At 60.0% G+C, this 24,402-nt stretch carries 16 protein-coding genes and 1 pseudogene; 10 read left to right on the forward strand and 7 right to left on the reverse strand.

The features are described from left to right. Positions 1–5: 5 nt before the first annotated feature. Positions 6–1,019 (reverse strand): tripartite tricarboxylate transporter substrate binding protein, encoded by a 1,014-nt coding sequence (locus tag FSY59_RS02405; protein WP_043371839.1) that lies wholly within the window; start codon positions 1,017–1,019, stop codon positions 6–8. Between the two features lie 30 nt (positions 1,020–1,049). Further along, positions 1,050–2,234 (reverse strand): porin, encoded by a 1,185-nt coding sequence (locus FSY59_RS02410; protein ID WP_003056977.1) that lies wholly within the window; start codon positions 2,232–2,234, stop codon positions 1,050–1,052. A gap of 88 nt (positions 2,235–2,322) precedes the next feature. Here FSY59_RS02410 and FSY59_RS02415 point away from each other — a divergent pair, with 88 nt between their 5' ends. Then, positions 2,323–3,336 (forward strand): LysR family transcriptional regulator, encoded by a 1,014-nt coding sequence (locus FSY59_RS02415; protein WP_322518414.1) that lies wholly within the window; start codon positions 2,323–2,325, stop codon positions 3,334–3,336. A gap of 377 nt (positions 3,337–3,713) precedes the next feature. Here FSY59_RS02415 and FSY59_RS02425 read toward each other — a convergent pair whose 3' ends face one another. Both FSY59_RS02425 and FSY59_RS02430 read right to left on the reverse strand, forming a co-directional pair. After that, positions 3,714–4,898, reverse strand: a complete 1,185-nt coding sequence (locus FSY59_RS02425) for a multidrug effflux MFS transporter (protein WP_148728397.1) — start codon at positions 4,896–4,898, stop codon at positions 3,714–3,716. Then, a complete protein-coding gene (locus FSY59_RS02430) occupies positions 4,882–5,343 on the reverse strand; it encodes a MarR family winged helix-turn-helix transcriptional regulator (RefSeq protein WP_003056969.1) in 462 nt (153 codons plus the stop codon). Before FSY59_RS02430 ends, FSY59_RS02425 begins: the two co-directional genes overlap by 17 nt. 60 nt (positions 5,344–5,403) lie before the next feature. Between FSY59_RS02430 and FSY59_RS02435 the strand changes: the two genes are divergently transcribed. Both FSY59_RS02435 and FSY59_RS02440 read left to right on the forward strand, forming a co-directional pair. Then, positions 5,404–5,949 carry a PaaI family thioesterase gene (locus FSY59_RS02435; protein ID WP_148728398.1) on the forward strand — a complete coding sequence of 182 codons (546 nt, stop codon included), beginning with the start codon at positions 5,404–5,406 and terminating at the stop codon, positions 5,947–5,949. 544 nt (positions 5,950–6,493) lie between these two features. Beyond that, positions 6,494–7,322, forward strand: a pseudogene (locus tag FSY59_RS02440) (IS5 family transposase). Between the two features lie 32 nt (positions 7,323–7,354). Here the strand turns inward: FSY59_RS02440 and FSY59_RS02445 are convergent. Both FSY59_RS02445 and FSY59_RS02450 read right to left on the reverse strand, forming a co-directional pair. Beyond that, positions 7,355–9,616, reverse strand: coding sequence for a sensor histidine kinase (locus FSY59_RS02445; protein WP_255439107.1), 2,262 nt, complete (start codon positions 9,614–9,616; stop codon positions 7,355–7,357). 38 nt (positions 9,617–9,654) lie between these two features. Beyond that, positions 9,655–10,485: a DNA-binding response regulator gene (locus FSY59_RS02450; RefSeq protein ID WP_003056954.1), complete on the reverse strand. Its 831-nt coding sequence runs from the start codon at positions 10,483–10,485 to the stop codon at positions 9,655–9,657. Between the two features lie 362 nt (positions 10,486–10,847). Here FSY59_RS02450 and FSY59_RS02455 point away from each other — a divergent pair, with 362 nt between their 5' ends. The 5 genes from FSY59_RS02455 (at position 10,848) to bamE (ending at position 20,238) form a co-directional block, all read left to right on the forward strand. Continuing rightward, complete coding sequence (locus FSY59_RS02455; RefSeq protein WP_148728400.1) at positions 10,848–14,651, forward strand: Ig-like domain-containing protein; 3,804 nt, start codon at positions 10,848–10,850, stop codon at positions 14,649–14,651. 210 nt (positions 14,652–14,861) lie between these two features. Next, positions 14,862–16,217 carry a TolC family outer membrane protein gene (locus FSY59_RS02460; protein ID WP_255439108.1) on the forward strand — a complete coding sequence of 452 codons (1,356 nt, stop codon included), beginning with the start codon at positions 14,862–14,864 and terminating at the stop codon, positions 16,215–16,217. Positions 16,218–16,288: 71 nt separating this feature from the next. Beyond that, positions 16,289–18,484 (forward strand): type I secretion system permease/ATPase, encoded by a 2,196-nt coding sequence (locus tag FSY59_RS02465; protein ID WP_255439109.1) that lies wholly within the window; start codon positions 16,289–16,291, stop codon positions 18,482–18,484. Then, positions 18,481–19,758 (forward strand): HlyD family efflux transporter periplasmic adaptor subunit, encoded by a 1,278-nt coding sequence (locus FSY59_RS02470; RefSeq protein ID WP_148728401.1) that lies wholly within the window; start codon positions 18,481–18,483, stop codon positions 19,756–19,758. The genes FSY59_RS02465 and FSY59_RS02470 overlap by 4 nt, the downstream gene beginning before the upstream one ends. Positions 19,759–19,800: 42 nt before the next feature. Continuing rightward, positions 19,801–20,238, forward strand: coding sequence for an outer membrane protein assembly factor BamE (gene bamE, locus FSY59_RS02475; protein ID WP_043376289.1), 438 nt, complete (start codon positions 19,801–19,803; stop codon positions 20,236–20,238). Positions 20,239–20,559: 321 nt separating this feature from the next. Here the strand turns inward: bamE and FSY59_RS02480 are convergent, their stop codons facing one another. Next, entirely contained in the window at positions 20,560–21,498 is a 939-nt protein-coding gene (locus FSY59_RS02480) for a LysR family transcriptional regulator (RefSeq protein ID WP_148728402.1), read from the reverse strand. Positions 21,499–21,648: 150 nt separating this feature from the next. On the opposite strand from FSY59_RS02480, the gene FSY59_RS02485 reads away from it, so the two are divergent. Together FSY59_RS02485 and FSY59_RS02490 are read left to right on the forward strand one after the other, a co-directional pair. After that, positions 21,649–22,113 (forward strand): (2Fe-2S)-binding protein, encoded by a 465-nt coding sequence (locus tag FSY59_RS02485; protein WP_003056933.1) that lies wholly within the window; start codon positions 21,649–21,651, stop codon positions 22,111–22,113. Positions 22,114–22,132: 19 nt separating this feature from the next. Then, positions 22,133–24,394 (forward strand): xanthine dehydrogenase family protein molybdopterin-binding subunit, encoded by a 2,262-nt coding sequence (locus tag FSY59_RS02490; RefSeq protein ID WP_148728403.1) that lies wholly within the window; start codon positions 22,133–22,135, stop codon positions 24,392–24,394. The last annotated feature ends 8 nt before the right edge of the window (positions 24,395–24,402 follow it).

Genomic DNA, 24,402 nt, shown 5'->3' on the forward strand with positions numbered 1-24,402 from the left:
CACCTTTATTCGGGCACCACGCCCACGGCGCGCGACAGCGCCTGATGGATCTGGATCTCGGATTGATAGAACTTGTCGAGCGCTTCCAAGCTCATAGGTGCTTGTGGGTCAGTACCTTGGCTGCGCAAGAAATCCTGGACGTCAGCGTCGCCCATCGCAGCGTCGAAGGCTGCATGCAGGCGCTTGATCGCGGCGTCGGGAACCCCGCGCGGCACCAGCAGTGCACCCCACGCGGTATGCACAAATGTGCGTAGTTCAGGGGCTTGATTCTTGAGCGGCTCTACCTTTGGCAGCAGTGCGGGAGACTGGTCTGCCGTGCTGCCGAACGCGCGCAACTTGCCTGTCTTTATCAGATCGAACGCCAAGCCCCCCAGCGGCACGAACGACAGATCGATCTGAGAGCCTGCGAGGTCCTGCACTGCAGGCGGGACACCGCGGTAGGGAATATGGGACAGCTGAACGCCGCACAGGCGCGCCCATTGTGCGCCCATCAGGTGAATCATCGACCCCTGGCCGATATGGCCGAATCTCAGCGGGTTGCCCGCTTTATCCGCTTGGCGTGCCAACGACAGCAGCTCAGCAAGACTTTTTGCCGGCAGATCAGGTCTACCGGCCAGCACATAGCTTGTGCGGCCCAGCAGACCCACTGGCCGCATCTGTTCTGGCTTGTAACGCACGCTGGCCAGCGTCGCTGGCGTGAGAATGGGCTCGGTCTGCGAGACCATGACTGCGGTCATTGCATCGGCAGGCAAATTAAGCATGCGCTGTACGCCAATCGCACCGCCAGCACCAGGAAGGTTCTCGACAATGACGGTCTGACCCAATGCGCGTTGCATCGAACCCTGAAGCTTGCGTGCGAAAACGTCGCTGGGATTTCCAGCTGGCTGGGGAACGATTATGGATACATGTCGCCCTGACTGTGCCAGTGCCATAGGCCCGGCGGTGGCCGCGGCCAATATCACCAGCAGGGATCTCCGATTCATTCCCAACGGTGCGGCTTGTTGATATTTTTCGTTCATTGCATTTCTCCTTGTATTCCTGTGGCCGTGTCAGAACCGATGGCGCACGCCCAAAGCGACGCTCGTTCCCCGTGATTCGAGTACCTGAGATGGAGCCCCTGTCGTTTGGGTGCGTGTCTGATCACGCATCAGCACCAGATAGGCGTCGGTGCGCTTGGACAACTGATGGTCATAGCCCACGGTCAGTACTTTGCGCACGAGATTTCCACCAGCGGCAGTAGCGGGCACTGGCACCACGGCGTCACCGGTTCGGCGCGAAGCCCATCCGGCCAGCAACTGGCCTGAACCCACGGGAACGGCAGCGCTCAGCTCCCAGAGCCGATAGGAGATATCCAGTGGTTGCATAGCCGTGCCACGATTGCGTATGCCGCCAAGATGGGCAAAGAATTTGACGGCGTTGAAGTTGTAGGAGGCGGCGAGTTGCCAGGTCCGTGTGTTGTTGGGCGATGTTCCATCGGCAAACGTGAGCGGGTCGCGTTTGACGCTTTGCATTGCAAGAGAAACCGCTGCAGGGCCCTGTGCATAGGCCACACGGAGCGCATTGTTGCTACCGCCTTGTCCCTCCGAGAAGCCGTGGGCCAGAGAAGCGCTGACGCCTCTCCAGACCGGGCTGTCATAGACCAGTGAATTCGCCCAGCCTGTGCCGCCGGTCATCGGGCTGCCGATCATGGTGGTGAGGTTGAGTGGGCTAATCACGGTGGAGTCGCCAAAGGCGTTGGAGGACACGCTGTTGATGAACATCAGCGAAGTCACGTTACCGAGGCGCACGCGCCCCCACGTGGCATGCGCGAGACCGATCCATGCGGCACGGGAGAACATCGGATCGGCAGCAACATTGACCGGCGCTGGAATCGCGTCGTTGCGCCCGAAAGCTCCCGTATCGTTGCGTACGAAGGCAGACAGATCGAATGATGCGGTAAGCCCGCTTCCCAAATCCTCGGTGCCGCGGATACCCCAGTGGCTTGTCGACATGACGCCGCCGTCCACTTTCGCAGTACCGCGATCGCGTGCATTGACTCCAGCTGCTGCACCTTCGAAGCGTCCAACTGCTGCATCTATCAAGCCATAAAACTGCAGACTGGGTCCTGGTACACCTTGCGCATACACATTGGAAAGGGCCACCGCTGCAAGCGTGGCGACCAGTGTCAGCATGGTTGCGGGGGCATGGTTGCGCATGGGCGCTGTCAAGTCGTGCAGCTCAGCACTGTTTTGCATGTTTGTCTCCGTTGATGTTTTTGTATGTCGCCCGGTTCGGAACAGGCGCGACGGAGCGGATTCTGGATATTTAGCTTGTATTCCTGAAATGGATTCTTTAGATTCCAGGAATCCATTTGGTGAATATCAATGCAAACCCGGGGTGGCGAGCTGCTGGAACCGCAGCCTTGCGCTTGTGCCCAAACTTCAAGACATGCGTTTCAACAAACTCGATCTGAATCTGCTCGTTGCCCTGGATGCGCTGCTTGCTGAACGCAACATCAGCCGTGCGGGAGAACGCCTACATCTGAGCCAGCCCGCGATGAGCAATGCGCTGGCTAGGCTGCGAAATTTCTTTGGTGATGAATTGCTTGCCTCGCAAGGTCGACAGATGGTGCTCACACCGCGCGCGTTGGGGCTCATAGAGCCGGTGCGAGAGGTTCTGATGCGCATAGACAGCACGATCACCACACCACCGCTGTTTGATCCCACGGAGTCCACGCGCACCTTTGTGCTGCTGCTCTCTGACTTCACGACTGCGGTATTCATTCCTCCCCTGCTTGAGGCGCTCTACCAACAGGCACGTGGAATCGGTCTGGAGCTGCGCTCGCTCAATGACAAGCCTGCCGAGCAACTCGAGCAAGGGGACGCCGATCTGCTGATCATTCCTGAGCAGTTCGCGGCCGTGGACCATCCTCGCGCACCACTGTTCGAGGAACAGTACTTGTGCGTGACCTGGGCGAACCACAGCCGCATCAGAGAGGAACTCACGTTCAATGACTACCTCGAATGCGGACACGTCGTCGCGAACTACGCGACGGGCCAACAGCGCGCTGCGTTCGATGGCTGGTTTCTCGACCGCTTCGGCATCAATCGCAAGGTCGAGGTGTCCGCGCCCAGCATGGCGGCCCTGCCTCAGATGGTCGTCGGAACCGATCGCATCGCCACGGTGCATAGGCGGCTGGCACTGCAGGCGGAAAAAGTACTGCCAATCAAGCTCTGGCCACCGCCTCTCGAGGTACCCATGCTGGTACAGACATTGCAATGGCATCGACACCGCGATGCCGACCCCGCGCTTCAGTGGATGCGTGAACTTGCTTTTCGCGTTGGCCGTCTCATCTAAGCCGGCGATGGACGAATGTGCCGACCGAGCATCGTGACGATCGGGCGGCAGGCTGCAACATGGCCGCATCTGGGCTCCGATGCAGCGCGTCAGACGCAAGAGGTCAAGACGACATTTGCTGCACGCCCCTGAGAAGGAATGTCCGACCTCGGAGCGAGCAGAAAATGATGGGGCACGGGCCAAGTCCATCGACACCTTTGCGCACATCGTCGAGGCCCTGGTCATGTCAGGGGCCTGTCCCGATGATTCGCCACTTGCCGACGAAATCTTGGCTGTGTGTCGGGACAAGATCCTTGGTGCGTTGGCGGAGCAAGAAGGCGTACCGCCTCCCGCAGCGGCTCACGCTACTCAATCTGATGTGGCCTGAGCTTTAACGTTCAGCGCTTTACCGCAACCCCAAACGTCACCATCGCCATCAGCAAGCTGGTGGCGATGACAGCGCTGAATGCCAGGTAGGGTGAAAGCGGCAGTGCGGAGGTGATCGCGATGGAGATCGCCGCACAGCCCATTTGGAGGAAGCCCAGCAAAGCAGAGGCTGCCCCAGCATTTTGGCCAAACGGCTGCAGGGTCACGGCAGTTCCCAAGGGATTGATCAGGCCCATTCCAATCAGAAACACTGTCAACGCCGCCGAGAAGTAGTACACCTGCTCCGGGGCTGCCAGCAGGGTCGCACCACCGGCAAAGGCGACGGCGATGCCTGCACGGGCAGCGCGCATTGCGCCAAAGCGATGCGCAAGTCGAGGGGCGAGCAGACCAGCGCCAAAGACAACAAAGACGGTCGACGCGAAAAAAAGAGCGAGTTGCAAGGGTGAAAAACCGAACCCTTCCATCAAGATGGCCGGTGCCATTGCAAAAAACAGATACAGCGAGCCCAAGACCAAGCTGACAGACATTGCTGGTGCAATGAAACGGCGGTCAGTCAGGAGTGCTTTGTAGGTCGCAGTTACAGCACTGAGTGCCAACGGGCGGCGTAAGTCGGAACTATGCGTCTCGCCAAGCCGCGACACATAGTGGATACCTAGCAGGATGGCAAGCACCCCGACAACGCCAAAGGTTGCGCGCCAGCCCAAAACGCTATTGAAGACACCGCCAAGTAGCGGAGAAAAACCGGGTGCAGCTGCCATGGCGACCATGACCAGCGACAGCGCACGAGCGAGGGCATCGCCTTCAAACAGGTCTCGGGCAATCGCACGCGATAGGACGGACGTAGCACAAACGCCTAGGGCTTGAATCACTCGGCCGACGATGAGCTGAGGAAGGCTTGTCGCAAAGGCACATACCGCGCTACCGACCACAAACACGCACAAACCGCATACCACCAGGGGTGTGCGTCCAAAGCGATCCGACAACGGTCCCACGAAAAGCTGACCCAACGCGAAAGCCACAAAGAAGGTGCTCAGAGTGGCGCTAAGGTCTTTGACAGATGTCCCAAGCTCGGCCCCCATGGAAGGGAAGGCTGGCAGGATGATGTTGGTGGCCAACGATCCCAGCGCTGCCAGGCCCGCGAGCATCAGCAGCAACTCGCCGGACAGGGATTTCGTGGACTCAATCGGCTTGTGCATCGTCGCTCCCTTCATCGCCGTCAAGGCATTCAATGCAGGAGTCGATCAGGTCATGCAGCGCCGCCACACGTTCCGTCCCCAGCTGCGCGTTCAAAGCAAGCTGTGCAGCCTTCCAAGCCTGTTGTGCTTGTGTCTGTTTAGACACGCCGGTTTCTGTTGCGGTGACCAAACGGCTGCGTGCGTCGGCTCCAGCGCCAATCGTCAGCAAGCCCATTGCTGCCAGCGGCTGAAGATTGCGCGTCAATGTCGAGGCGTCCATCTGCATGCGCTTTGCCAGATCCACCGGCCGTATCGGCCCCAGTTTGACGACGTGGGAGAGTAGGGAGTATTGCGTGATCTTCAAGCCCACCTCCGCAAAAAAGTGGTCGTAGTGCCGCGTCACGATACGACTGAGCTGGCGCAACTTCAGGTTGGTGCAACCCTGGGGCTTGATGCTGTTCTTCATTTGATATATTGTAATTACAATTATTGCAATTACAAGTTTTAAAAAATGAAGGAGGCTGAAATGACTGTGGATCAGGTTATTGAGAGATGGCGGGCGGATGAAGTTGCGGTGCGTGCTCGTCTAAGAGCTGTGGATACTGGGCTGCACGGCAGTGTCGCTGGTCGTTCTGGCATGGAAATGTTCGAGGCCATCTTCGCGGGGGAGCTGTCCCCGGCTCCAATTGGCGAAACGCTCGACTTTGTTCCCATTCGCATGGAACCAGGGGAGGCGGTGTTTCAGGGCAGCCCAAAGCGTCGTCACTACAACCCGCTGGGCACGGTGCATGGAGGCTGGTTTGCGACCTTGCTCGACTCTGCAGTGGGTTGCGCCATTCACACGACCTTGCCGGCGGGCAAAGCCTACACCACCCTGGAGCTGAAAGTGAACATGGTGCGTGCGTTGACCGAAGGGGTGCCGTTGGTGCGTGCAGAGGGAAGGGTGATCCACGCCGGCCGACAGGTAGCTACAGCGGAGGGGCGTATCGTTGGTCCCGATGGGAAGCTGTATGCCCATGCAACCACAACCTGCTTGATCTTCGATCAGCCCATTGGCGCGAAGCCATCTTGAGTAAAGCTGACATTTTGGCATCCAAAACGACGAACGGTGAACCTTGCATAGCGGTCGGCGCCTGCCGAATCGCGACGGGCAGCAATGGGTCGCTAGCACCAATTCGACCCAGGTAAAAGCGGTCACCACGAAATGCATGGCAGTCCAGCGACTGCCTTGAGGTTTGGAGCGGACTTCCGTGAAGTCGCGCTCCAACGACTGCTTTGGGCACTGGCACTCACCGGTATCCGTGAGTTGAGCGACTGCAGGCAGCCTTTGACAGGCACTCCGCTTTGGGTAACGAATGACAAATCACCTCAATCGGTTGAAGATGAGACCGGCTTTGGCTGACCCTGAGGTCAGGTGAATTGGGGCGCTGCTGCACAAATCAAGTTTGAAGCGAGCTACCCCAAACCCTAGCGGTGGCTATACCACGGCTGCCGTCTGAGGACGGCCCAGTTCTGTAGATCGATTCAATATGGCCGCCCGGATATGCAGCTCGTTAAGAGCCGCTAACGCCACTTTCCTTTGAGATCAGCCAGAAGCATTTATGCTTTTGGCCCTCATGGCAAGACAACCCGTTAGCAAAGAACTGTGGCGACAGCTGCAGCCCCTGATCCTCGCCTTCACACCTTCCGTCAAAGGTGGCGCACGCAAGCTCACCGTGAGCGATGAAGCAGCGCTCAATGGCATTCTGTTCGTGCAGCAAACAGGCATCCCATGGGAAGACTTGCCCCAGTCCTTGAATTACGGCAGTGGTATGACCTGCTGGCGGCGCTTGCGTGACTGGAATGCCAATGGCGTTTGGCCGCGTTTGGTAGCGTTTGCACCAAGCCATGCTGGTACGTCTGCGCGAGCATGACCAGATTGATTGGAGCCGAGCCAGCATAGATGGCTCCTCGGTGCCAAGCCCCCGGGGGGGCCAGGAAACGGGCCCCAACCCCACCGACAGAGGCAAGCTCGGCTCCAAACGACATATCGTCGTAGATGCCAGAGGCATCCCACTGTTGATCCTCGTCAGTGGAGCCAACAGGCATGATTCCATGATGTTCGAGAAGTGCATGGATGCGATTGCAGCCATTGCGGGCTTGCCGGGGCGGGCACGCAAGCGGCCGGCGAAGCTGCATGCGGACAAAGGCTACGATTACAAGCGCTGCCGCGCCTATCTCAGGCGACGAGGCATTACCAGCCGGATTGCCAGGAGAGGTGTCGAGAGCAGCGAAAAGCTAGGCAAGCATCGCTGGGTTGTAGAGCGCACACATGGCTGGTTTGCAGGTTTTGGCAAGCTGCGCATCCGCTTTGAAAGGCGGCTGGATATCCACGAAGCGTTGCTGAAACTGGCCGCTGCGATCATCTGTGCGCGCTTCGTGGATCGGTGGTGTTTGCCGCTCTAAGGATGGCCCCAATTCACTGCGTTTGCTGATAATCATCGCAGTGGTGCATCGCGTGCGATATTGCTGATCTGCTCAAAATCCAAATCATCCAGGGCTTGTCTGACCGCCTTGATCAAAACCTGATAGTCCGTGCCGTTATCCATGGCATCAATCCAGCAGTGCAGATCGCTCCAGTTTCCTTGGTCTGCAAGCCGAGCCAATTCGCTCTTGTGCTCTCTTGGAAGAGCTTCGAGTTTATGCATGGTCTTCAGCTGATTGTATTTTTCCGATGTGGTTTGAGTTAACAAAGCCTGGAAGAGAGGGCTATCCGATACCTGCTTCACCATGAGAAAGAAAACCGCATTGGTGCCGCGCCCTGGTTGGCTGTCTATCGATAGATGGCCGTTCATTTTCTCAATGATGCGCTGCGCTATCAGAAGCCCCAGTCCTCGCTTGCTGTGGGTGCGATTCGCTGCCAGCGATTTCTGAATTCCGGCAAGGACTTTTGCATCTATGCCGGAACCGCTATCGCTAACCTCAAAGCGTAGATGCCATTGTTCTCTGCCACGGTATTGGGCGTGCAGCTTGAGGTCAATGTTTCCGTCGAATGTGAATTTCGCAGCGTTGGACAGGAGATTGAGCACCGCCTGCTGCAGGCGCTTTCCGTCCAGATAGATATGTGTGGGCAGCAGGCTCTGGATTTGCAGTGAAAAGGTATTGCGCTGGCGATGGGCCAGGGCCTGGGCGTACTTGGTCAGATCGCTCAGCAAAGAACTCAGATCCACTGATTGCTCATTCAATGCCAATGGAGGCTGCAGCTCATCTTTGGCATAGTCCACCAGCTCGTCTATCAATGCCAATTGGTAGGCTGCGCTTCTTTCAATGGCTGCCAGTTTGTCCGTGTCAACCTTGTTCGGGGACTGGTGCATCAGCTGCAGATAGGCAATGATCGCAGAGACAGGCGCTCGCAAATCATGACTGACATAGGCGAGCAGTTCTTTTTGTTCCAGCGAACGTTGCTCTGCTTGTTCTAGAGCCTCTTTGAGCGCGCTGGTTTTGTGCTCGACCTCTTGTTCCAGGCGCTCTTGCTGCTGGCTTTGCCATTGCAGCAATGTGAGCTGCGCCTGATGCCTTTGATGGGAATATTGATAGGCCGAGCTGGTGATAATGAAAAGGCCGATCGTCAGGGCGGGCAGCACAAGCACATATTGCTCGAGAAGCTGAACCACTGAGATATTGGGCACAAGCAGTGCGGCGGCGCGTAGCAATGCACCGAATGCCAGGACAGAGACCAGCAGCAAGGCAGTCATGCCCCCTGGCCCCCCATTGCGATAGTAGATATATGTGCAAGCCAGAATCGTGAGCAGACTAAACAGTGCGACGATGATGCCGGTAAGTGCGAACCACTCATAAGGTCCAAATAGTGCACCGACCAGAACAACGCTTTCCAGGACAGCGATGAGCTTGAGCAGGAGTATTCCGGATGAGGGCAGATAGTTTTGCGCTTTTTCCAGGCGCGCCCGCAGATACAGCAATAGGCTCAGTACGATGCCAGCCACCAGAACATGATGGGAGCGGTAACCCCACTCTGTGCTGCTGGGCCAAAGTATGATTTGTGCATAGCCGCGATAGGTCGCTTCGTAGAGTGCAGCCAGCAGCAGCCCCAATGTTTGCCATCCCATCATGGGGGTGCGCAGAATTCTCCACAGTGCTGCGGAATACACTACGAAAACAAGGATGCTCCCGATCAGCAGTCCACTGAATAGCGCATAGTCCCGCTCCATCATGTGCCATTGATCCACGGTATGCAGTGCGACGTCCAGCTTGCTGGATGCGTAACTATTGACGTGAACCAGTACGCGTACGGTCTCTCCTGGAGCGAGATTGATGGCAATCTGAGGTACTCGGGTCAGCGATTGGTTGGGGTCGCTGATTCCAGCCAGCATTCGACTTGCGCGAACCTGGCCCTCCCGCATGCGCAGGACATAAAAATTCACATGTTGCAGCCAACATGCCCCCAAAGCCAGTTGCACTGCTTGAGGGCTTTCTAGATCGTTGTGCAGTGTCATCCTGAGCCACAGATGACGCATATCGAATCGCCCATCAAGCGTCTTGGCTGTGACAGTGCGAAATCCATCAATCTCACCATTAGGAAGGGCTGCCACGTTCAGCGGCGCTTCGTTTGGTGAACCTCGTTCCCAGACTTCAACCGTGTTATCCAGGACTTTGAGGCCGAGAATCACATCGCTGATCTGAATGCTTGGCGGGGAGGACACTTCAATCGCCTTCGCATCAATCGCCCAGCACAGCAGCATGCTGCACAGCAGATGGATGCAGCCAGATACGCATCGCCTCATGGCTTCTGACCCAGGCAGGAGCGCCGAAAAGCGGATGGGGTGCAGCCAAAGTAGGCATGAAAAGCGGAGGAGAAATTCGCTGCGCTGGAGAATCCTATGGCTGCGGCCACTTCTTCTATATGCATGGCGGAGCTGGCAAGCATGCGTTTGGCCTCGTGAAGGCGAGCCTCGCGAATGAATTTGTAAACCGTGTTGCCCGTGTGAGTCTGAAAGACCCTTGTCAAGCGCTTTTCATTGGTGCCTAGTTGGGTTGCCAATTCAGGCAGGGGCGGAACCTTGGACAAGTCGGAAAGGACCAACTGCTGCGCAGCCCGCAGCAAGGTCAGATTGTGAACAGCGCTCAGTGTGCTCGATAGTCTTGCTGGCTCAGAATCCTGCGCTGGAGGTTCTGGTGAAGTGCATGCATCTTGGTCTGGTTTTCCTTGGCGTTGCGTCAAAGCCAGATGGATTTCCACACGCGCAAGAACCTCATTGATGTCGAACGGCTTTTGGATGTAGTCCACGGCGCCCAGCTGCAATCCCTTGAGACGCTCCTGGGGTGAAGCGCAAGAAGTCACAAAAATCACAGGGATGTCTGCCGTGGAAGGGTCAGCCTTCAGTAGCCTGCAGGCGGTAAATCCATCGACATCGCCCATGTTTACGTCCAGAAGGATTAATTCAAATTGCTGAGTGGTGGCGCGGCGATAGCCTTGCATGCCGTCCATGGCGACGGAAAGACGATAGCCATTGCTTTTGAGCAATTCCAGCAGGATCTTGAGTTCAGCCACGTTGTCGTCGATGACGAGAATTCTTTCCCCGGAGGGGCCTGCAGGCGACCAGTAAGACACAGCAACAATCCGAGGTTAGATGGTTATGTTGAAAACCTCGGGATTGTGAAGTTGATCTTTAACGAGGTGTTACGTTTCGAGGGTTTGGATGACGCAGATGCACAGAATCTGACGTTTGTTTACAAGTTTTTCCGGAATACAAAAGCAATTTCCTGTTTTTAAAAATTGGCGCGATGCGGCGAATCTCTGTCATCAGAAAAATTGACATTTTTTTGAGTGTTTGTCTGGTGGGAAGACGGAATGTTCGCTTTTTCAAAAGCGTTCCAGATCGCTAGCTCCTAGCATTCGCAGGCGTTTGGCATTGAGCACCCCGGAGTAGAGGGTTCAGAGTTTTGCCAAGGTCAGGAATCAAGGAGCAGTTCATGGAAGCCGTATATAAATCGGGTGGAAAAATCGTCCTTGCGCAGCAAGGACTGGTCTTAGACAAGCCTTCTGCAGTCATCCTCAAAGTTGCACCGGAACAGATCGCCAAATCAGTGCGTGTCGGTAATGATCTGGTGTTGACGCTGGTCGATGGAGAGCAAATCCATGTGAACGGATTCTTCACGGCATATGCAGAGGATGGGCGCAATGATCTGGTCTTGGAAGACCAGCACGGGGTGCTCTGGTGGGGACAATATGGAAAGGCCTGGGAAGGCTTCGAGTTCACCGAGATCGAATCGGATGAGCCTGCCGCACCGTGGTTGCCTTGGCTTCTGGGGCTGGCCTTGGGTGGGCTGGCTGCGTCGAGCGGTGGGGGCGGCGGCAAGAATATCGACCATCCTCCTGAGGCTGCCGATCCCCATGTGGGTTTGCGTCACCTTGCCTCAGACCCTGTGCCCGGGCAGGAATTCAGCAATGGCGGCAACACGGTTTCGGTACGTGAAGATCAGCCGTTCAACGGCAAGATCACCGGTCAGGACAAGGACGGTGACCCACTGACCTACGAGCTGGGCACTCCGCCCGCTCATGGCACCGTGACTATCGACAAGCACACCGGCAAGTACCTCTACACGCCCCACCAGGACTGGAGCGGCCCGGGCACGGACGAGTTCACGGTGATCGTGGACGACGGCAAGGGCGGCAAGACCACGACCACGGTGACCGTGAACGTCACGCCCGAGCAGGATGCGTTCGACGACCGGGCGAGCACGGGCTTTGAGAAGTCCGTCACCATCGATGTGCTGGGCAACGACGACTTCGAAGGCAGCAACGTCAAGATCACGCATGTCAACGGCAGCGCCATTGCCGAAGGCCAGACCGTGACCGTGGCCGATGGCAGCGTCAAGCTGGAGGGCGGCCAACTGGTGTTCACGCCCGATGCGGGCTTCAACGGCGACGCCCGGTTCAGCTACACGGCGCAGACCGACGGCGGCACGCCCGAGACGGCGGATGTCATCGTCACGGTGGCAGCCAACCAGTTGCCCGAGACGACCGATCCCAACGAAGGCCTTAACCCCGGCGACCCTGGCTACCTCCCCGGCCAGAGCTTCACGCCTGGCGGCGGCTACACCGTCACCGTGGGCGAGGACACCCCGTTCCACGGCAAGATCACCGGTCAGGACAAGGACGGTGACCCACTGACCTACGAGCTGGGCACTCCGCCCGCTCACGGAACCGTGGTCGTGACACCGGACGGCAAGTACACCTACATCCCCAACAAGGACTGGAGCGGCCCGGGCACGGACGAGTTCACGGTGATCGTGGACGACGGCAAGGGCGGCAAGACCACGACCACGGTGACCGTGAACGTCACGCCCGAGCAGGATGCGTTCGACGACCGGGCGAGCACGGGCTTTGAGAAGTCCGTCACCATCGATGTGCTGGGCAACGACGACTTCGAAGGCAGCAACGTCAAGATCACCCATGTCAACGGCAGCGCCATTGCCGAAGGCCAGACCGTGACCGTGGCCGATGGCAGCGTCAAGCTGGTGGCCGGCCAACTGGTGTTCACGCCCGATGCGGGCTTCAACGGCGACGCCCGGTTCAGCTACACGGCGCAGACCGACGGCGGCACGCCCGAGACGGCGGATGTCATCGTGACGGTGAGCCAGCCACCGGTGTTTGTCGATCCAAGCGATCCGGGCGAACCGCCGGTGACCAGCTATGCCTTTGAATACGAAGAGAACAGCCCCGTTGGCAAGTGGCTGGGTCAGGTAAAGGCCAATGATGCCGACAGCACATCGGTGACCTACAGCATCGATCCGGACAGCGATCCCGATGGCTGGTATGCGATTGATGCTACGACTGGGGAGATCACGCTGACGGCGGCTGGAGCGGCGTCGCAAGCCAATGATTTCGAGCAAGGCAGCAATAGCCAGACGATCACGGTGGTGGCGACCGATAGCGAGGGAGGCAAGACCGAGGTCGCTGTCACGCTCAATGAAAAGGACCTGAACGACAACGCCCCTGTGTTGGTGATGGACCCCGAAGACAAGGTGTTGCATGTTGCGGAGGAGGCCCTGGTCGGAGGCATCAAGGATGACCCGGGCAGCACGACCACAGCCACGGGCAAGATCAGCTTTACCGATGCGGATCAGACACCGGACATCAACACCTTTTCGCTGGAGATGCAAGGCCCTGCGGACGGCAGCATCACTTCGGGCGGCGTGGCGGTGACCTGGAGCTGGGATGCTGGCAGCAGCACGCTGACCGGCAGGGCCGGTGCCAAGGAGGTCATGACCGTCAAGGTCGGAGCCCTGACCGAGGTTGGTGGCCGGTACGAGGCAAGTTATACGGTCACTCTCAAGGGCCCCGTGGATCATGCAGTCGGCCGTGGTGCAAACACGCTGGACCTGGACTTCAAGGCCATCGTTCACGATGGCAAGCAGAGCAGCGAAATCGGGTTTGTCGTGGAGGTCAAGGATGATGTCCCGGCACTTGCCGATGATGCCGAGCTGGTGATCAACCTCGCCAAGCTGCAGACCAATGTGATGATCGTGCTGGACCTGTCGGGCAGCATGGCCTGGGATAGCAACGGCAAGGTACTGCCTGGCGGTGGCTCCAACGCGAACAGTCGACTGAGCCTAGCCAAGAAAGCGCTTGAAGCCCTGATCAACAAGTACGAAGAGTACGGCGATGTGGCGGTCAAGCTGGTGACTTTCAACGGCTCCTCCGCCAATGCCCATGCCACCTGGATGAGTGCCGCGACGGCCATCGCTATCATCAATGGCCTGACAGCGACTGGCGGTACGCCCTATAAAGCCGCCCTCAACGCGGCGATGGGTACCAATGGCTTTGCCGACAATGTAGGCAAGCTGACCGGGGAGGGAGTGCAGAATGTTTCGTACTTCATCACCGATGGTGTGCCTACCTTGGGCCAAGGCGTCAACCCAAGACTGCAGGCTCAGTGGGAAGACTTTCTGACGACTCATCACATCAACTCCGTGGGGGTGGGCTTTGGCGGTATCAAGACGGGCGATATCCCGAATATTGACCCGATCGCCTACAACGGCCCAGCTGGAGTGGAGAACGCCGTGGTCCTGGCCAATTCGGCGGCGGAGCTCAACTCCACGCTGCAGGACCTGATCCAGTTGCCCAGGCTGGAGGGCTCGTTGCGCGGCGCACTCGACAGCGCCGTGGAAGGCTATGGTGCAGACGGTGGCTTTATCAATGTGCTGGAGGTCGACGGCGTCTCCTATACCTACCTGCCCGGGCAGGCGCTGCAGGTGACGGGCAGCCCGGCTTCGGGAACCTACACCTATGACGCCGCCAAGCACCTCATCACCATCAAGACAGCTGCAGGTGGCTCGTTGACCGTGGAGTTCGATACGGGCAAGTTCATCTATGAGGGCAAGGCGCTGGCTTCCTACTGGGATCGCTTTGGCTACACCATCCAGGACGGAGATGGCGACCAGGCATCGACCGTCAAGGATGTGAAGGTGGTCTACGACGGTGGCGATCCCGGCCCCAAGCCTGCGTATGCGTCGCCGTTGCTGGCCATGAGCCTCGACCCGGAGCAGCTCGATGCCCTGCATGAGGGGGCGGAGGAGCCTGCTGCTACGGCGTTGCCTGCGCTGCACGATGTGCTGCAGTCCAAGGATGAGGCCGCCGGCGACATCGACGGACTGGGTTCGGTGCAAGCTCCTGCAGCCGCTGTTGCTCCTGTCGCTGCGTCACAGGATCTTGCCTTGTATATGCCAGATCCTTTGCCAGAGGAAGAGCTGCACCAGCCGGTGCATGCCTGATGCTCTTCAAACTTGATAGCTGTTAACGCATGAAGCACGGCGTTTTTAGTATTAAACATGCTAGAAGTGCCGTGTCTAATGAAAAGTAAGCTATTTAAGTAAGAGCAAGCAAGAAAAAACAAATAAGCTGTGTCGCTGGCTGGAGGCCGCGATGCAGAACGGTGGTCGCGCCATGGAGCTGCGATGCCAAGCTGTGAAATGGCGATGGATATGTCGATCAAGTCCAAACTTCCTCTGGTTTTCGTGCAGCAGGTTGCCGCAGCGGTCGCACTTGCCTGTGCCGTGGGAGGCGCCCATGCAGCTGCCGCTGGAGGCCAAGCCATGGATATGCGTGCAGCGGTGCAAGCTGCTGTGGCATGGCACCCCGCCGTGCGCACGGCGCAGAGGCAACTGCAGGGAGCAGATGAGGGCGTGGCTTCGGCCCACGCCGGTTATTACCCGCAGGTCAAGGGCGGGGTGGGGGCGCAGGTAAACAACCGCGATGTCTACCCCTATACCTCGCGTCGCGTGTATGACGCCAGCGTTTCGGTGTCGCAGATGCTGTATGACTTCGGCAAGGTGGACAGCGCCGTGAAGCAGGCTGAGGCCGGCATTGAGCTTGCCCAGGCGCAGGTGTATCTGTCCACCGACGATGTGGCGCGCGAGGCTGCGCAAGCCTGGGTGGAGCTGCGTCGCCAGAAGGCCATGGTGGCGATTGCCAAAAGTCAGCTCGAAGGCGTGGGGGCGCTGGCGGAGCTGGCCTGGGAGCGACAGGTCAAAGGTGCCAGCACCCGTTCCGACTTTATGCAGGCGCAATCGCGCAGGGATGGTGCACGCGGCCAGTTGATCAATTACGAGGCGCAGGCACGCCGCTGGCAGGCGCGGCTGATGACTCTGACCGGGATGCAGACGCCCCCCACCCTGAGTGCAGGAAGGGGAGGTATGCCGGATGCCCTGCCCCAGGCCTGCACTGCTGCGCAGCTGCTGCCCACGGCGACGGTGCGCCGAGCTCAGGGGCAGCGGGCGTTGGCCCTGGCCGAGTTGAAGGCCGCTGACGCACAACTGATGCCCACGCTATCGGTGGATGGATCGGCCTCGCGCGGGCTTACCGCAGCATCGCGCCCGGCCGGCTACCCGGATCTGGATATGCGCGTGATGTTCAATGTATCGGCGCCGCTGTTCGAGGGAGGGCGCAACCAGGCCCGCCAGCGCGCAGCAGGGCACGCGCTGGAGGCTGCGGACGCGGCTGTGGCCAATGCCGAGTTCCAGGCTCGGCAGTCGCTGCGTGATGCACAGGACCAGAGCCAGGGTTTAGGGGAGCGCCAGCCGGTGGTGGACGAGCGTATCGCCAGCATCCGCATCACGCGTGACCTGTACCGTGAGCAATACCTGCAATTGGGCACGCGCTCGCTGCTGGATCTGCTCAATGCCGAGCAGGAATACCACGGCGCACGTTTCGAGCAGGTGGACAACGCTCATGACCTGCTGCGGCTGGCTGTGGAGTGCTGGTACCAGAGCGGACGGTTGGCGGATGAGTTCTCGCTCGATACGCGGCTCCGGGATGTGAGCCAAGGAGTGATGCGATGAACGGGACGAAGAATCAGGGCCATCGGAAGCAGGCAGGTTCCGGGCCGCTGCCGCTATTCATGCAGGGTTGGATGGAAGCGATACTGGCAGTGGCCGCGAACTATCAGATCGACACCTCGCGTGAACGCCTGCGCGTGGATGCGGCCTGGGCGGCTGGTGGCGATCTGTCGGCCGACGATCTACGTCAATGCATACGTCAGATGGCCAGGCAGGCGGGGTTGATCGTGACCGAGGTGGCTCCAGATCTGAAACGGCTCACGGCCTGGCGTCTGCCCCTGGTCTTGCAGCTGCGCGGCGGGCAGGTGGCTGTCATCACGGCACTGGCCGATGATGGCCTGCGCCTGCTGCTGAGCGGCGATGAGGGCGGTGAGAGCACTTACACGCTGGCCGAGTTGCAGCCCGAATTGGAGGTGATGGCGGTGCTGCGCCCGCTGCGGTCGACCCCCGATTCGCGCGTGGACGGCTACCTGCGCCCGGTGGAGAGCCATTGGTTGCGCGACATTGTGTTTGCCGACCTGAGACCCTACGGCCACATTCTGTTGGCCTCGTTCATCACCAATCTGATGGCCTTGGGCGGCATTCTGTTTTCCATGCAGGTTTATGACCGCGTGGTGCCGTCCCAGTCCGAGCCTACGCTGTACGTGCTGTTCGGCGGAGTGTTGCTGTCCATCGTATTTGCCTGGGCCATGCGCGCTGCGCGCATGCACATTACCGACATGCTGGGCAAGCGTGCAGATCTGCGCATTTCGGACCGCGTCTTCGGACATGCGCTGCGAGTGAGGAACAGCGCCCGTCCACGTGCCACGGGCACTTTCGTGGCTCAGATCCGTGAACTGGAGCCAGTGCGCGAGATGCTGACCTCCACCACGGCTGCTGCGGTGGCCGACCTGCCTTTCTTTGTGCTGTTCTGCCTCATCTTCTGGATGATCGCAGGCGCATTGGTCTGGGTGCCGTTGGCGGCGTTCGTCCTGCTGCTGGCGCCCAGCCTGTTGGCGCAGAAGCGCCTGCGCAACCTGGCCCAGGCCAGCATGCGCGAATCGGCGCTACGCAACGCGATGCTGGTGGAGACCGTGCAGGGCATCGAGGACATCAAGCTGCTGCAGGCCGAGCCGCGCTTTCAGAATCAGTGGAACCACTTCAACGCAGTGAATGCGGAGGCAGGACTGAAGCTGCGAGCGCTTCTGCATGGTCTGAGCAACTGGATGCAGACGGTGCAGGGCAGCGCTTTCGCTTTTGTGGTGTTCTTTGGCGCACCCCAGGTGATGCGCGGCGAGATAAGCACCGGCGTGCTGGTTGCATCCTCCATCCTGGTCAGCCGCATGCTGGCTCCCTTGTCCAGCGTGACCGGCGTGCTCAACCGCTGGCAGCAGGCCAGGATGGCCAGCGACGGACTGGATCAGCTCATGCGCCTGCCCGTGGATCACGCGGAGGACGGCAGCCGCATCCACCGCCCCGTCATTGAAGGGCGATACGATTTCAGCGACGCCGTGTTCAGCTATGACGGCAAGACCCCCGCGCTTCAGGTCAGGCAACTGCAGATCGCGGCCGGTGAGCGCATCGCCATCCTGGGGCGCAACGGCGCGGGCAAGTCGACGCTGCTGCAGGCTCTGTCGGGTCTGATTGAACCGATGGCCGGACGGGTGCTGCTGGACGGCGTGGCCTTGGCTCACATTGACCCGGCCGACCTGCGCCGTGACTTGAGCTTGCTGACGCAGAATGCGCGTCTGTTCTATGGTTCCCTGCGCGAGAACCTGCTGCTGGGCGCGCCCCATGCAAGCGATGGGGAGCTGATGACCGCGCTGCTGGATGCGGGCGCCTGGTCCTTTGTACAGACCTTGCCCACCGGCTTGGATCACATGGTGATGGAGGGGGGGTTGGGCCTTTCGGGAGGGCAGCGTCAGGGTCTGTTGCTGGCACGCCTGCTGTTGCGCCAGCCGCGGGTGCTGTTGCTGGATGAGCCTACGGCCGCGCTGGACGATGTGGCCGAGCGCGATGTGATCGCGCGGTTACGCAAGCTTGCGCCGGGGCGCACCCTGGTTGTGGCAACGCACCGGCCTGCTGTGCTGCAGGTGGTGGACAAGATCATCGTGGTCGATAAAGGCCAGGTGGTGCTGCAGGGCGCGCGAGATGAAGTTCTCGGGCGCCTGAATGGCTCAGCCCAGCCGGCAGCCTCGCCGCAGAGTGTTCGCGTCGTGCAGAGCGCACGCATGAAGGTGGCCGTGCAGCCGCAGACAAGGCTGTCCTCTGTGGAGGAGGGGCAGAAATGACACAGACAAGCAATTCCGTCGGGGCATTCGCGACAGCCGCCGAAGCTGCTCCAGTGCGCACGCCATCACCCGAGCTTTCGGCCGCGCCAGCGCGTCTGCGTGGCGCCATGCCGGACATAGGCGACTTTGACGAGGTGCGCGCAAGCCGCTCGGATCGCGTGGTGTGGTGGGTCACAGCCTTCGTGCTGGCCTTTCTGGCCTGGGCTTGGTTCTTCGAGATCGACGAGGTATCCAACGGCGGCGGCAAGGTGATTCCATCCTCGCGCGAGCAGCGCATCCAGTCTCTTGAGGGCGGCATTCTGGCCGAGCTTCTGGTGCGAGAGGGAGACATCGTGGAAAAGGGCCAGGTGCTGGCCAAGCTGGAGCCTACACGCGGAGAATCCAGCGTGGAGGAAACGGCTGCCCGCTACCGAGCCGCCCTGGCTGCCAGCGTACGCTTGCGTGCCGAGGTCGAGGGGCAGGGCAGCCTGCAGTTTCCGCAGGAGCTGCAGGCCCATGAGCAGCTCAAAGCGTCGGAGAGCGCGCTGTTCCGTTCGCGCCGTGCGGCGCTGAACGACACCGTGGCAGGCCTGAGTCAGGCACTGGCGTTGGTGCGCAAGGAGCTGGGCATCACCCAGTCGCTGCAGGCCAGCGGTGCGGCCAGCAGCGTCGAGCTCATCCGCCTGCAGCGCCAGGGAGCGGAGCTGGAGCTGAAGATTGCCGAGGCGCGCTCCGGCTATATGGTGCGCAGCCGCGAGGAGTTGGCCAAGGCGGATGCAGAGGCGAAGTCCCTGTCCTCGGTGGTGCGAGGGCGTGCGGATTCGCTGGAGCGCCTGACACTGCAGTCGCCAGTGCGGGGCGTGGTCAAGAGCCTGCAGGTCACGACCATTGGCGGCGTGGTACCTCCCAACGGTCTGCTGATGGCGTTGGTGCCTCTGGATGACCAGTTGCTGGTGGAGGCCCATATCTCGCCGCGCGATATCGCCTTCATTCGTCCCGGGCAGGAGGCGCTGGTCAAGGTCACCGCATACGACTACGCGGTCTATGGCGGCCTCAAAGGGCAGGTGGTGACGATTGCCCCGGATACCCAACGTGACGAGGTCAAGCCCGAAATCGTCTATTACCCGGTCCTGGTGCGCACCGACTCGGACGTTCTGGTGAACAAGGCCGGCCAGCGCATGCCGATTGTGCCGGGCATGGTGGCAGCTACCGATATCCGCACGGGCCGCAAAACCGTCTGGGACTATTTGACCAAGCCGCTGAACAAGGCGCGCGAGGCCTTGCGCGAGCGCTGAAGCCCCGCAATGCGGGATTCTATTTTGATGAAAGAGGATGCCATGAGCATGATTGAATCTACCTTCCGCCTTTCCACTCTGGTGCTGGCAGCAGCTTGCATCGCCTTGCCTGCAGCGGCACGTGGCAACCCGGAGGATGCCGTCAGCAATCCCGACAAGCTGCAGTATTCCGACGTCAAGGTGGGTTACGCAGACATGAAGCCGGACTTTGCCCGCGATGGCGTGCTGGCTGAGCAGTTGGGCGGCATCCGCTCTATTCAGCCCGGAATGGCTCAGGAGAAGGTGCTGCAGACGCTGGGAGAGCCCTTGGCGCGAACAGCCGGATCCAAGGGGCAGGAGTGGGACTACAACTTCAAGCTGCGTCAACCGCAATCGGGCAACCTGCTGGTGTGTCAGTACAAGGTCGTGTTCGACGAGGTCAAGGAGGTACGCGAGTCTGTCTGGCGTCGCCAGCAGTGCCAGCAACTGGCGCAGCGCTGAGGCGCTGCTGGAGCGTCTTCAGCTCGGCCGGCACCTGGGCAATGGCTGTTCGGCAGGTGGGCATATGCCCAGGTATTCGATCCGTACAACGCTCCATCGGGCCAGGCCTGCAGGAGTGGAGTGCCTTGCTGCTTTGAAGACGTCATGAGCGATGGGCGCATGATCGTTGGCAACGTTTGCACGTGAATCGCGTTTTGCCGGTTGCCGAGCATCAGCCGGCGCAGCCTTGCTTCAGTCCTGTGAGGACTGGCTGCGCTGGCACGGCACACCGCAGAAGGCCTGGGAGTCATGGTTCTGGCAGCCCACAGAACCAGGATGAAGTCAGGGTCGCCATTGTCCATCCGCTGCATTGGAAAAGCCGTTTCGCTGCACATGGTGGACCAGAAAATCAAGAAATATCCGGGTCTTGAGAGGCAGGTGCGTGCGGTGCGGGTAATAGGCATAAAAGCCCGGAAAGCTGGCCCAATAGGGCTTCAGCACCTCAACCAGCTGGCCGGCATGGAAGGCGCCGCGCATGGATTCGCGCCAGCCGGTAATCAGACCGACGCCATCAAGGGCCGCGCGCATGGCCGTGTCGCCATGATTGACGGTCAGCGGTCCGCTCAGGGCACGTTCGCACAGTTTGCCGTCGATATTGAATTCCCATTTGTAGACGGCGCCGCTGCTGCTCATGCGGTAGTTGATGCATTGATGATGCTCCAAATCATCAGGGTGTTGCGGAACGCCATGTGCCTGGAGGTAGGCAGGGGACGCGCCAAAGCTCATGGTCAGGTCCTGCGTGAGCGGCATGGCCACCATATCGCCCTCCAGCGATTCGCCATTGCGTATGCCAATGTCGAAGCCTTCGCGCACGATGTCCACAAAGCCATCGTCATAGACCAGCTCGACATGAATGTGCGGATGGTGTGCAAAGAATTCTGCGAGCATGGGTTCGACCAGCACCTTGCCTGCAGGGTGGGAGATGGTAAGGCGCAAGGTGCCGCCTTCTACGCCGGCCTGGAGTTGAAGGTCCTCGGTCGCCTCGCGCAGGTTGGCGAGAGCCGGTGAGATGCGCTCCAGATAGATTCTTCCTGCCTCCGTCAGATTGACGCTGCGCGTTGTCCGATCGAACAAGCGCACATCCAGGCGGGTTTCCAGCTTTTTGATGGTTTGGGACAGGGCGGCAGGCGTGACTCCGATGGCATGGGCTGCATAGGTCAGGCTGCGATGCTGGGCCACCTGCTCAAAGGCTGCCAGATAGGCAAGTATTTCGGGCTTCATGCCATCTATTTTTAAGTAAAGCTTAATAACATAGATAGATTGCTTGGCTTTTTCTTTTGCATTGACTGACGCACACTGCCTCTGCTTCGCGCGACTCCCACAAGCTCGCGCGGTAGCTTCCGTGTTGAAAAGCAAGAAAGAAAGCACCCCATGCCTGTCAAATTCACTCTCAACGGCAAGCCAGTATCGGCCGATGTGGATCCTTCAACGCCCATCCTCTGGACCTTGCGTGACACGCTGGGCATGACCGGGACCAAGTTTGGTTGCGGCATGGCCATGTGCGGCGCTTGCACCGTGCATCTGAACGGCCAGGCCATACGATCGTGCATCACGCCCGTCTCGGCGGCGCAGGGGCAGAAGATCACCACCATCGAAGCGCAGGCCGCAGACAAGGTGGGCAAGGCTGTTGAGGATGCATGGGTGCGCCACGACGTGGCTCAATGCGGCTATTGCCAAAGTGGGCAGATCATGAGTGCCACCGCGCTGCTCAGCAGCAATCGCCGACCCAGCGATGCTGATATCGATGCTGCCATGGCGGGCAATATCTGCCGTTGCGGAACCTATGCACGCATCCGTGCAGCCATCCACGATGCGGCCAAAGACCTGTCGGCCTGAAGAATAAGGAGTACATCCCATGCCTATTCCTCAGCATTTTTTTGCAGATCTGCCCAAAGGTCTGCGCGCGCTCGCAGCTGACACGCTGGATACTGGCTCGAAGCTTGAGCGGCGCGAGTTTCTCAAGTTGGCGACGGCCTCGGGTTTTGCGCTGGGCATATTTCCCGCCGCTGCAACGGCCCAGACGAGGGGCGATGAGCAGGTTGCTGCCAGCGCGCTCAAACCCACCCAGCAGCCCTCGGCTTTCGTGAAGATCGGTCGTGATGGTGTGGTGACGATCACGATCAACCGACTGGAATTTGGCCAGGGCGTGCAAACCGGCCTGCCCATGGTGCTGGCCGAAGAGCTGGACGCCGACTGGTCCAAGGTGCAGGGCGTGCACGGCAATGCCGATCCCGCCTATGTGGACCCGGTCATGGGGATGCACTTGACGGGCGGCTCCACCGCCATCAAGAACTCCTATGTCCAGTACCGGGAGCTGGGCGCGCGCACCCGCGCCATGCTGCTTGCCACGGCGGCCAGGCGTTGGGGCGTGGACCCACAGTCCTTGCGCACGCAGGCAGGGCAGGTGATCGGCCCCAAGGGCAGGAAACTGGGCTACGGCGAGCTGGCCGATGAAGCCATGAAGATGCCGGTCCCGCAGCAGGTGGTGCTCAAGGACGCCAAGGACTTTCGCATCATCGGCCGAGCCACGGGACGGCTCGATGCACGCGCCAAGTCCAGCGGCAGGCAGTCCTACGGCATTGACATGCATCTGCCTGGAATGCTGACTGCGGTGGTGGCGCATCCGCCGGTGTATGGCAGCAAGATCCAGTCGGTGGACGATGCGGCAGCCAAGGCCATCAAGGGCGTGCGCGCGGTACTGCGTGTGCCCAGCGTGTGGGGCGGCGAGCTGGTTGCGGTGCTGGCCGATGGCTACTGGCCTGCCAAGCAAGGACGCGATGCCTTGAAAGTCCAGTGGGACAGCAGCGCTGTAGGCAAAGTCGATTCGGTGCAGCAACTGGCCCAGTATCGTGAACTTGCCAAGCGGCCGGGCGCGCCGAAGTTTGATGCCGATGTTTCGGCGCTGGGCGGCGCAGCGCACAAAATCAGCGCTGAATATGTGTTTCCCTATCTTGCCCACGCTCCGATGGAGCCGCTGAACTGCACGGTACGTGTGACAGGAGCCGGAAAGGACGCCAGGGTCGAGCTTTGGCTGGGTACGCAGGCTCCGGGCTGGGAAGTGGCAACGGCTGCGCGCGTGCTCGGCGTGGCCCCTCAGAATGTCCGCGTCAATGTGCAGATGGCGGGCGGTGGCTTCGGACGCCGTGCCAATCCGCGCAGCGACTATGTGGCCGAAGCCTGCGAGATTGCCAAGGCCGCCCGAGCTTCTGGTATCGACGCGCCGGTGCGCATGATCTGGAGCCGCGAGGACGATGTCAAGGGAGGCTATTACAGGCCCATGCATGTACATCGTGCCGAGATAGGTTTTGACGAGAAGGGGCGGGTGCTTGCCTGGGACCATGTGATCGTGGGCCAGTCGCTTGCCAAGGGCACGGCGTTTGAAGGTTTCATGCTCAAGAACGGCGTGGATACCACCACGGTTGAAGGCATGAAGGAGCCCTATGACCTGCCGATGCGACTGTCGGTTCATCATCCCGAGCTCAATGCGCCGGTGCTCTGGTGGCGTAGCGTGGGATCTACCCACACTGCCTATGTGATGGAGACCCTGATTGACGAGATTGCCCGGGCAGTCAAAAAGGATCCTGTCGCGTATAGGCTGGAGCAGTTTGGCGACCGCCATCCGCGCCATAAGGCTGCACTGCAGCTGGCGGTGGAAAAGTCGGGCTACGGAAAGCGGCAGCTGGCCGAGGGCAGGGCCTGGGGTGTTGCCGTGCATCAGTCTTTCGAATCGGTGGTCGCCTATGTGGTGGAGGCATCCGTGACTGAGGGCGCTCCCAAGCTGCATGCAGTCACCGCAGGCGTGCACTGCAATCTTGCGGTCAACCCTCGCAGCGTGGAGGCTCAGGTGCAGGGCGGAGCCTTGATGGGCCTTGGCATGTGCTTGCCTGGCGCTGCGATCACATTCAAGGATGGTCAGGTGGAGCAGGGCAACTTCAATGATTACACCGTTGCCCGCCTGACGGACATGCCTGCGATCACTGTGCATATCGTGCCCAGTGCCGATGCACCAACCGGCATGGGCGAGCCAGGTGTGCCGCCGCTGGCGCCGGCCTTCGCCAATGCCATTGCCAAGCTGAGCGGCCAAACACCACGCGAGCTTCCGTTTCCTAGGGCCTAGGAGCGTCG

This window comes from Comamonas sp. Z3 (genome assembly GCF_008121565.1).
GTDB lineage: Bacteria > Pseudomonadota > Gammaproteobacteria > Burkholderiales > Burkholderiaceae_C > Comamonas > Comamonas brasiliensis.

Coding starts and splice junctions, on each gene's coding strand:
- FSY59_RS02405 (WP_043371839.1), bottom strand. CDS start 1,019: ATGAACGAAAAATATCAACAAGCCGCACCGTTGGGAATGAATCGGAGA.
- FSY59_RS02410 (WP_003056977.1), bottom strand. CDS start 2,234: ATGCAAAACAGTGCTGAGCTGCACGACTTGACAGCGCCCATGCGCAAC.
- FSY59_RS02415 (WP_322518414.1), top strand. CDS start 2,323: ATGGATTCTTTAGATTCCAGGAATCCATTTGGTGAATATCAATGCAAA.
- FSY59_RS02425 (WP_148728397.1), bottom strand. CDS start 4,898: ATGCACAAGCCGATTGAGTCCACGAAATCCCTGTCCGGCGAGTTGCTG.
- FSY59_RS02430 (WP_003056969.1), bottom strand. CDS start 5,343: ATGAAGAACAGCATCAAGCCCCAGGGTTGCACCAACCTGAAGTTGCGC.
- FSY59_RS02435 (WP_148728398.1), top strand. CDS start 5,404: ATGACTGTGGATCAGGTTATTGAGAGATGGCGGGCGGATGAAGTTGCG.
- FSY59_RS02445 (WP_255439107.1), bottom strand. CDS start 9,616: ATGCTGCTGTGCTGGGCGATTGATGCGAAGGCGATTGAAGTGTCCTCC.
- FSY59_RS02455 (WP_148728400.1), top strand. CDS start 10,848: ATGGAAGCCGTATATAAATCGGGTGGAAAAATCGTCCTTGCGCAGCAA.
- FSY59_RS02460 (WP_255439108.1), top strand. CDS start 14,862: ATGTCGATCAAGTCCAAACTTCCTCTGGTTTTCGTGCAGCAGGTTGCC.
- FSY59_RS02465 (WP_255439109.1), top strand. CDS start 16,289: ATGGAAGCGATACTGGCAGTGGCCGCGAACTATCAGATCGACACCTCG.
- FSY59_RS02470 (WP_148728401.1), top strand. CDS start 18,481: ATGACACAGACAAGCAATTCCGTCGGGGCATTCGCGACAGCCGCCGAA.
- bamE (WP_043376289.1), top strand. CDS start 19,801: ATGAGCATGATTGAATCTACCTTCCGCCTTTCCACTCTGGTGCTGGCA.
- FSY59_RS02480 (WP_148728402.1), bottom strand. CDS start 21,498: ATGAAGCCCGAAATACTTGCCTATCTGGCAGCCTTTGAGCAGGTGGCC.
- FSY59_RS02485 (WP_003056933.1), top strand. CDS start 21,649: ATGCCTGTCAAATTCACTCTCAACGGCAAGCCAGTATCGGCCGATGTG.
- FSY59_RS02490 (WP_148728403.1), top strand. CDS start 22,133: ATGCCTATTCCTCAGCATTTTTTTGCAGATCTGCCCAAAGGTCTGCGC.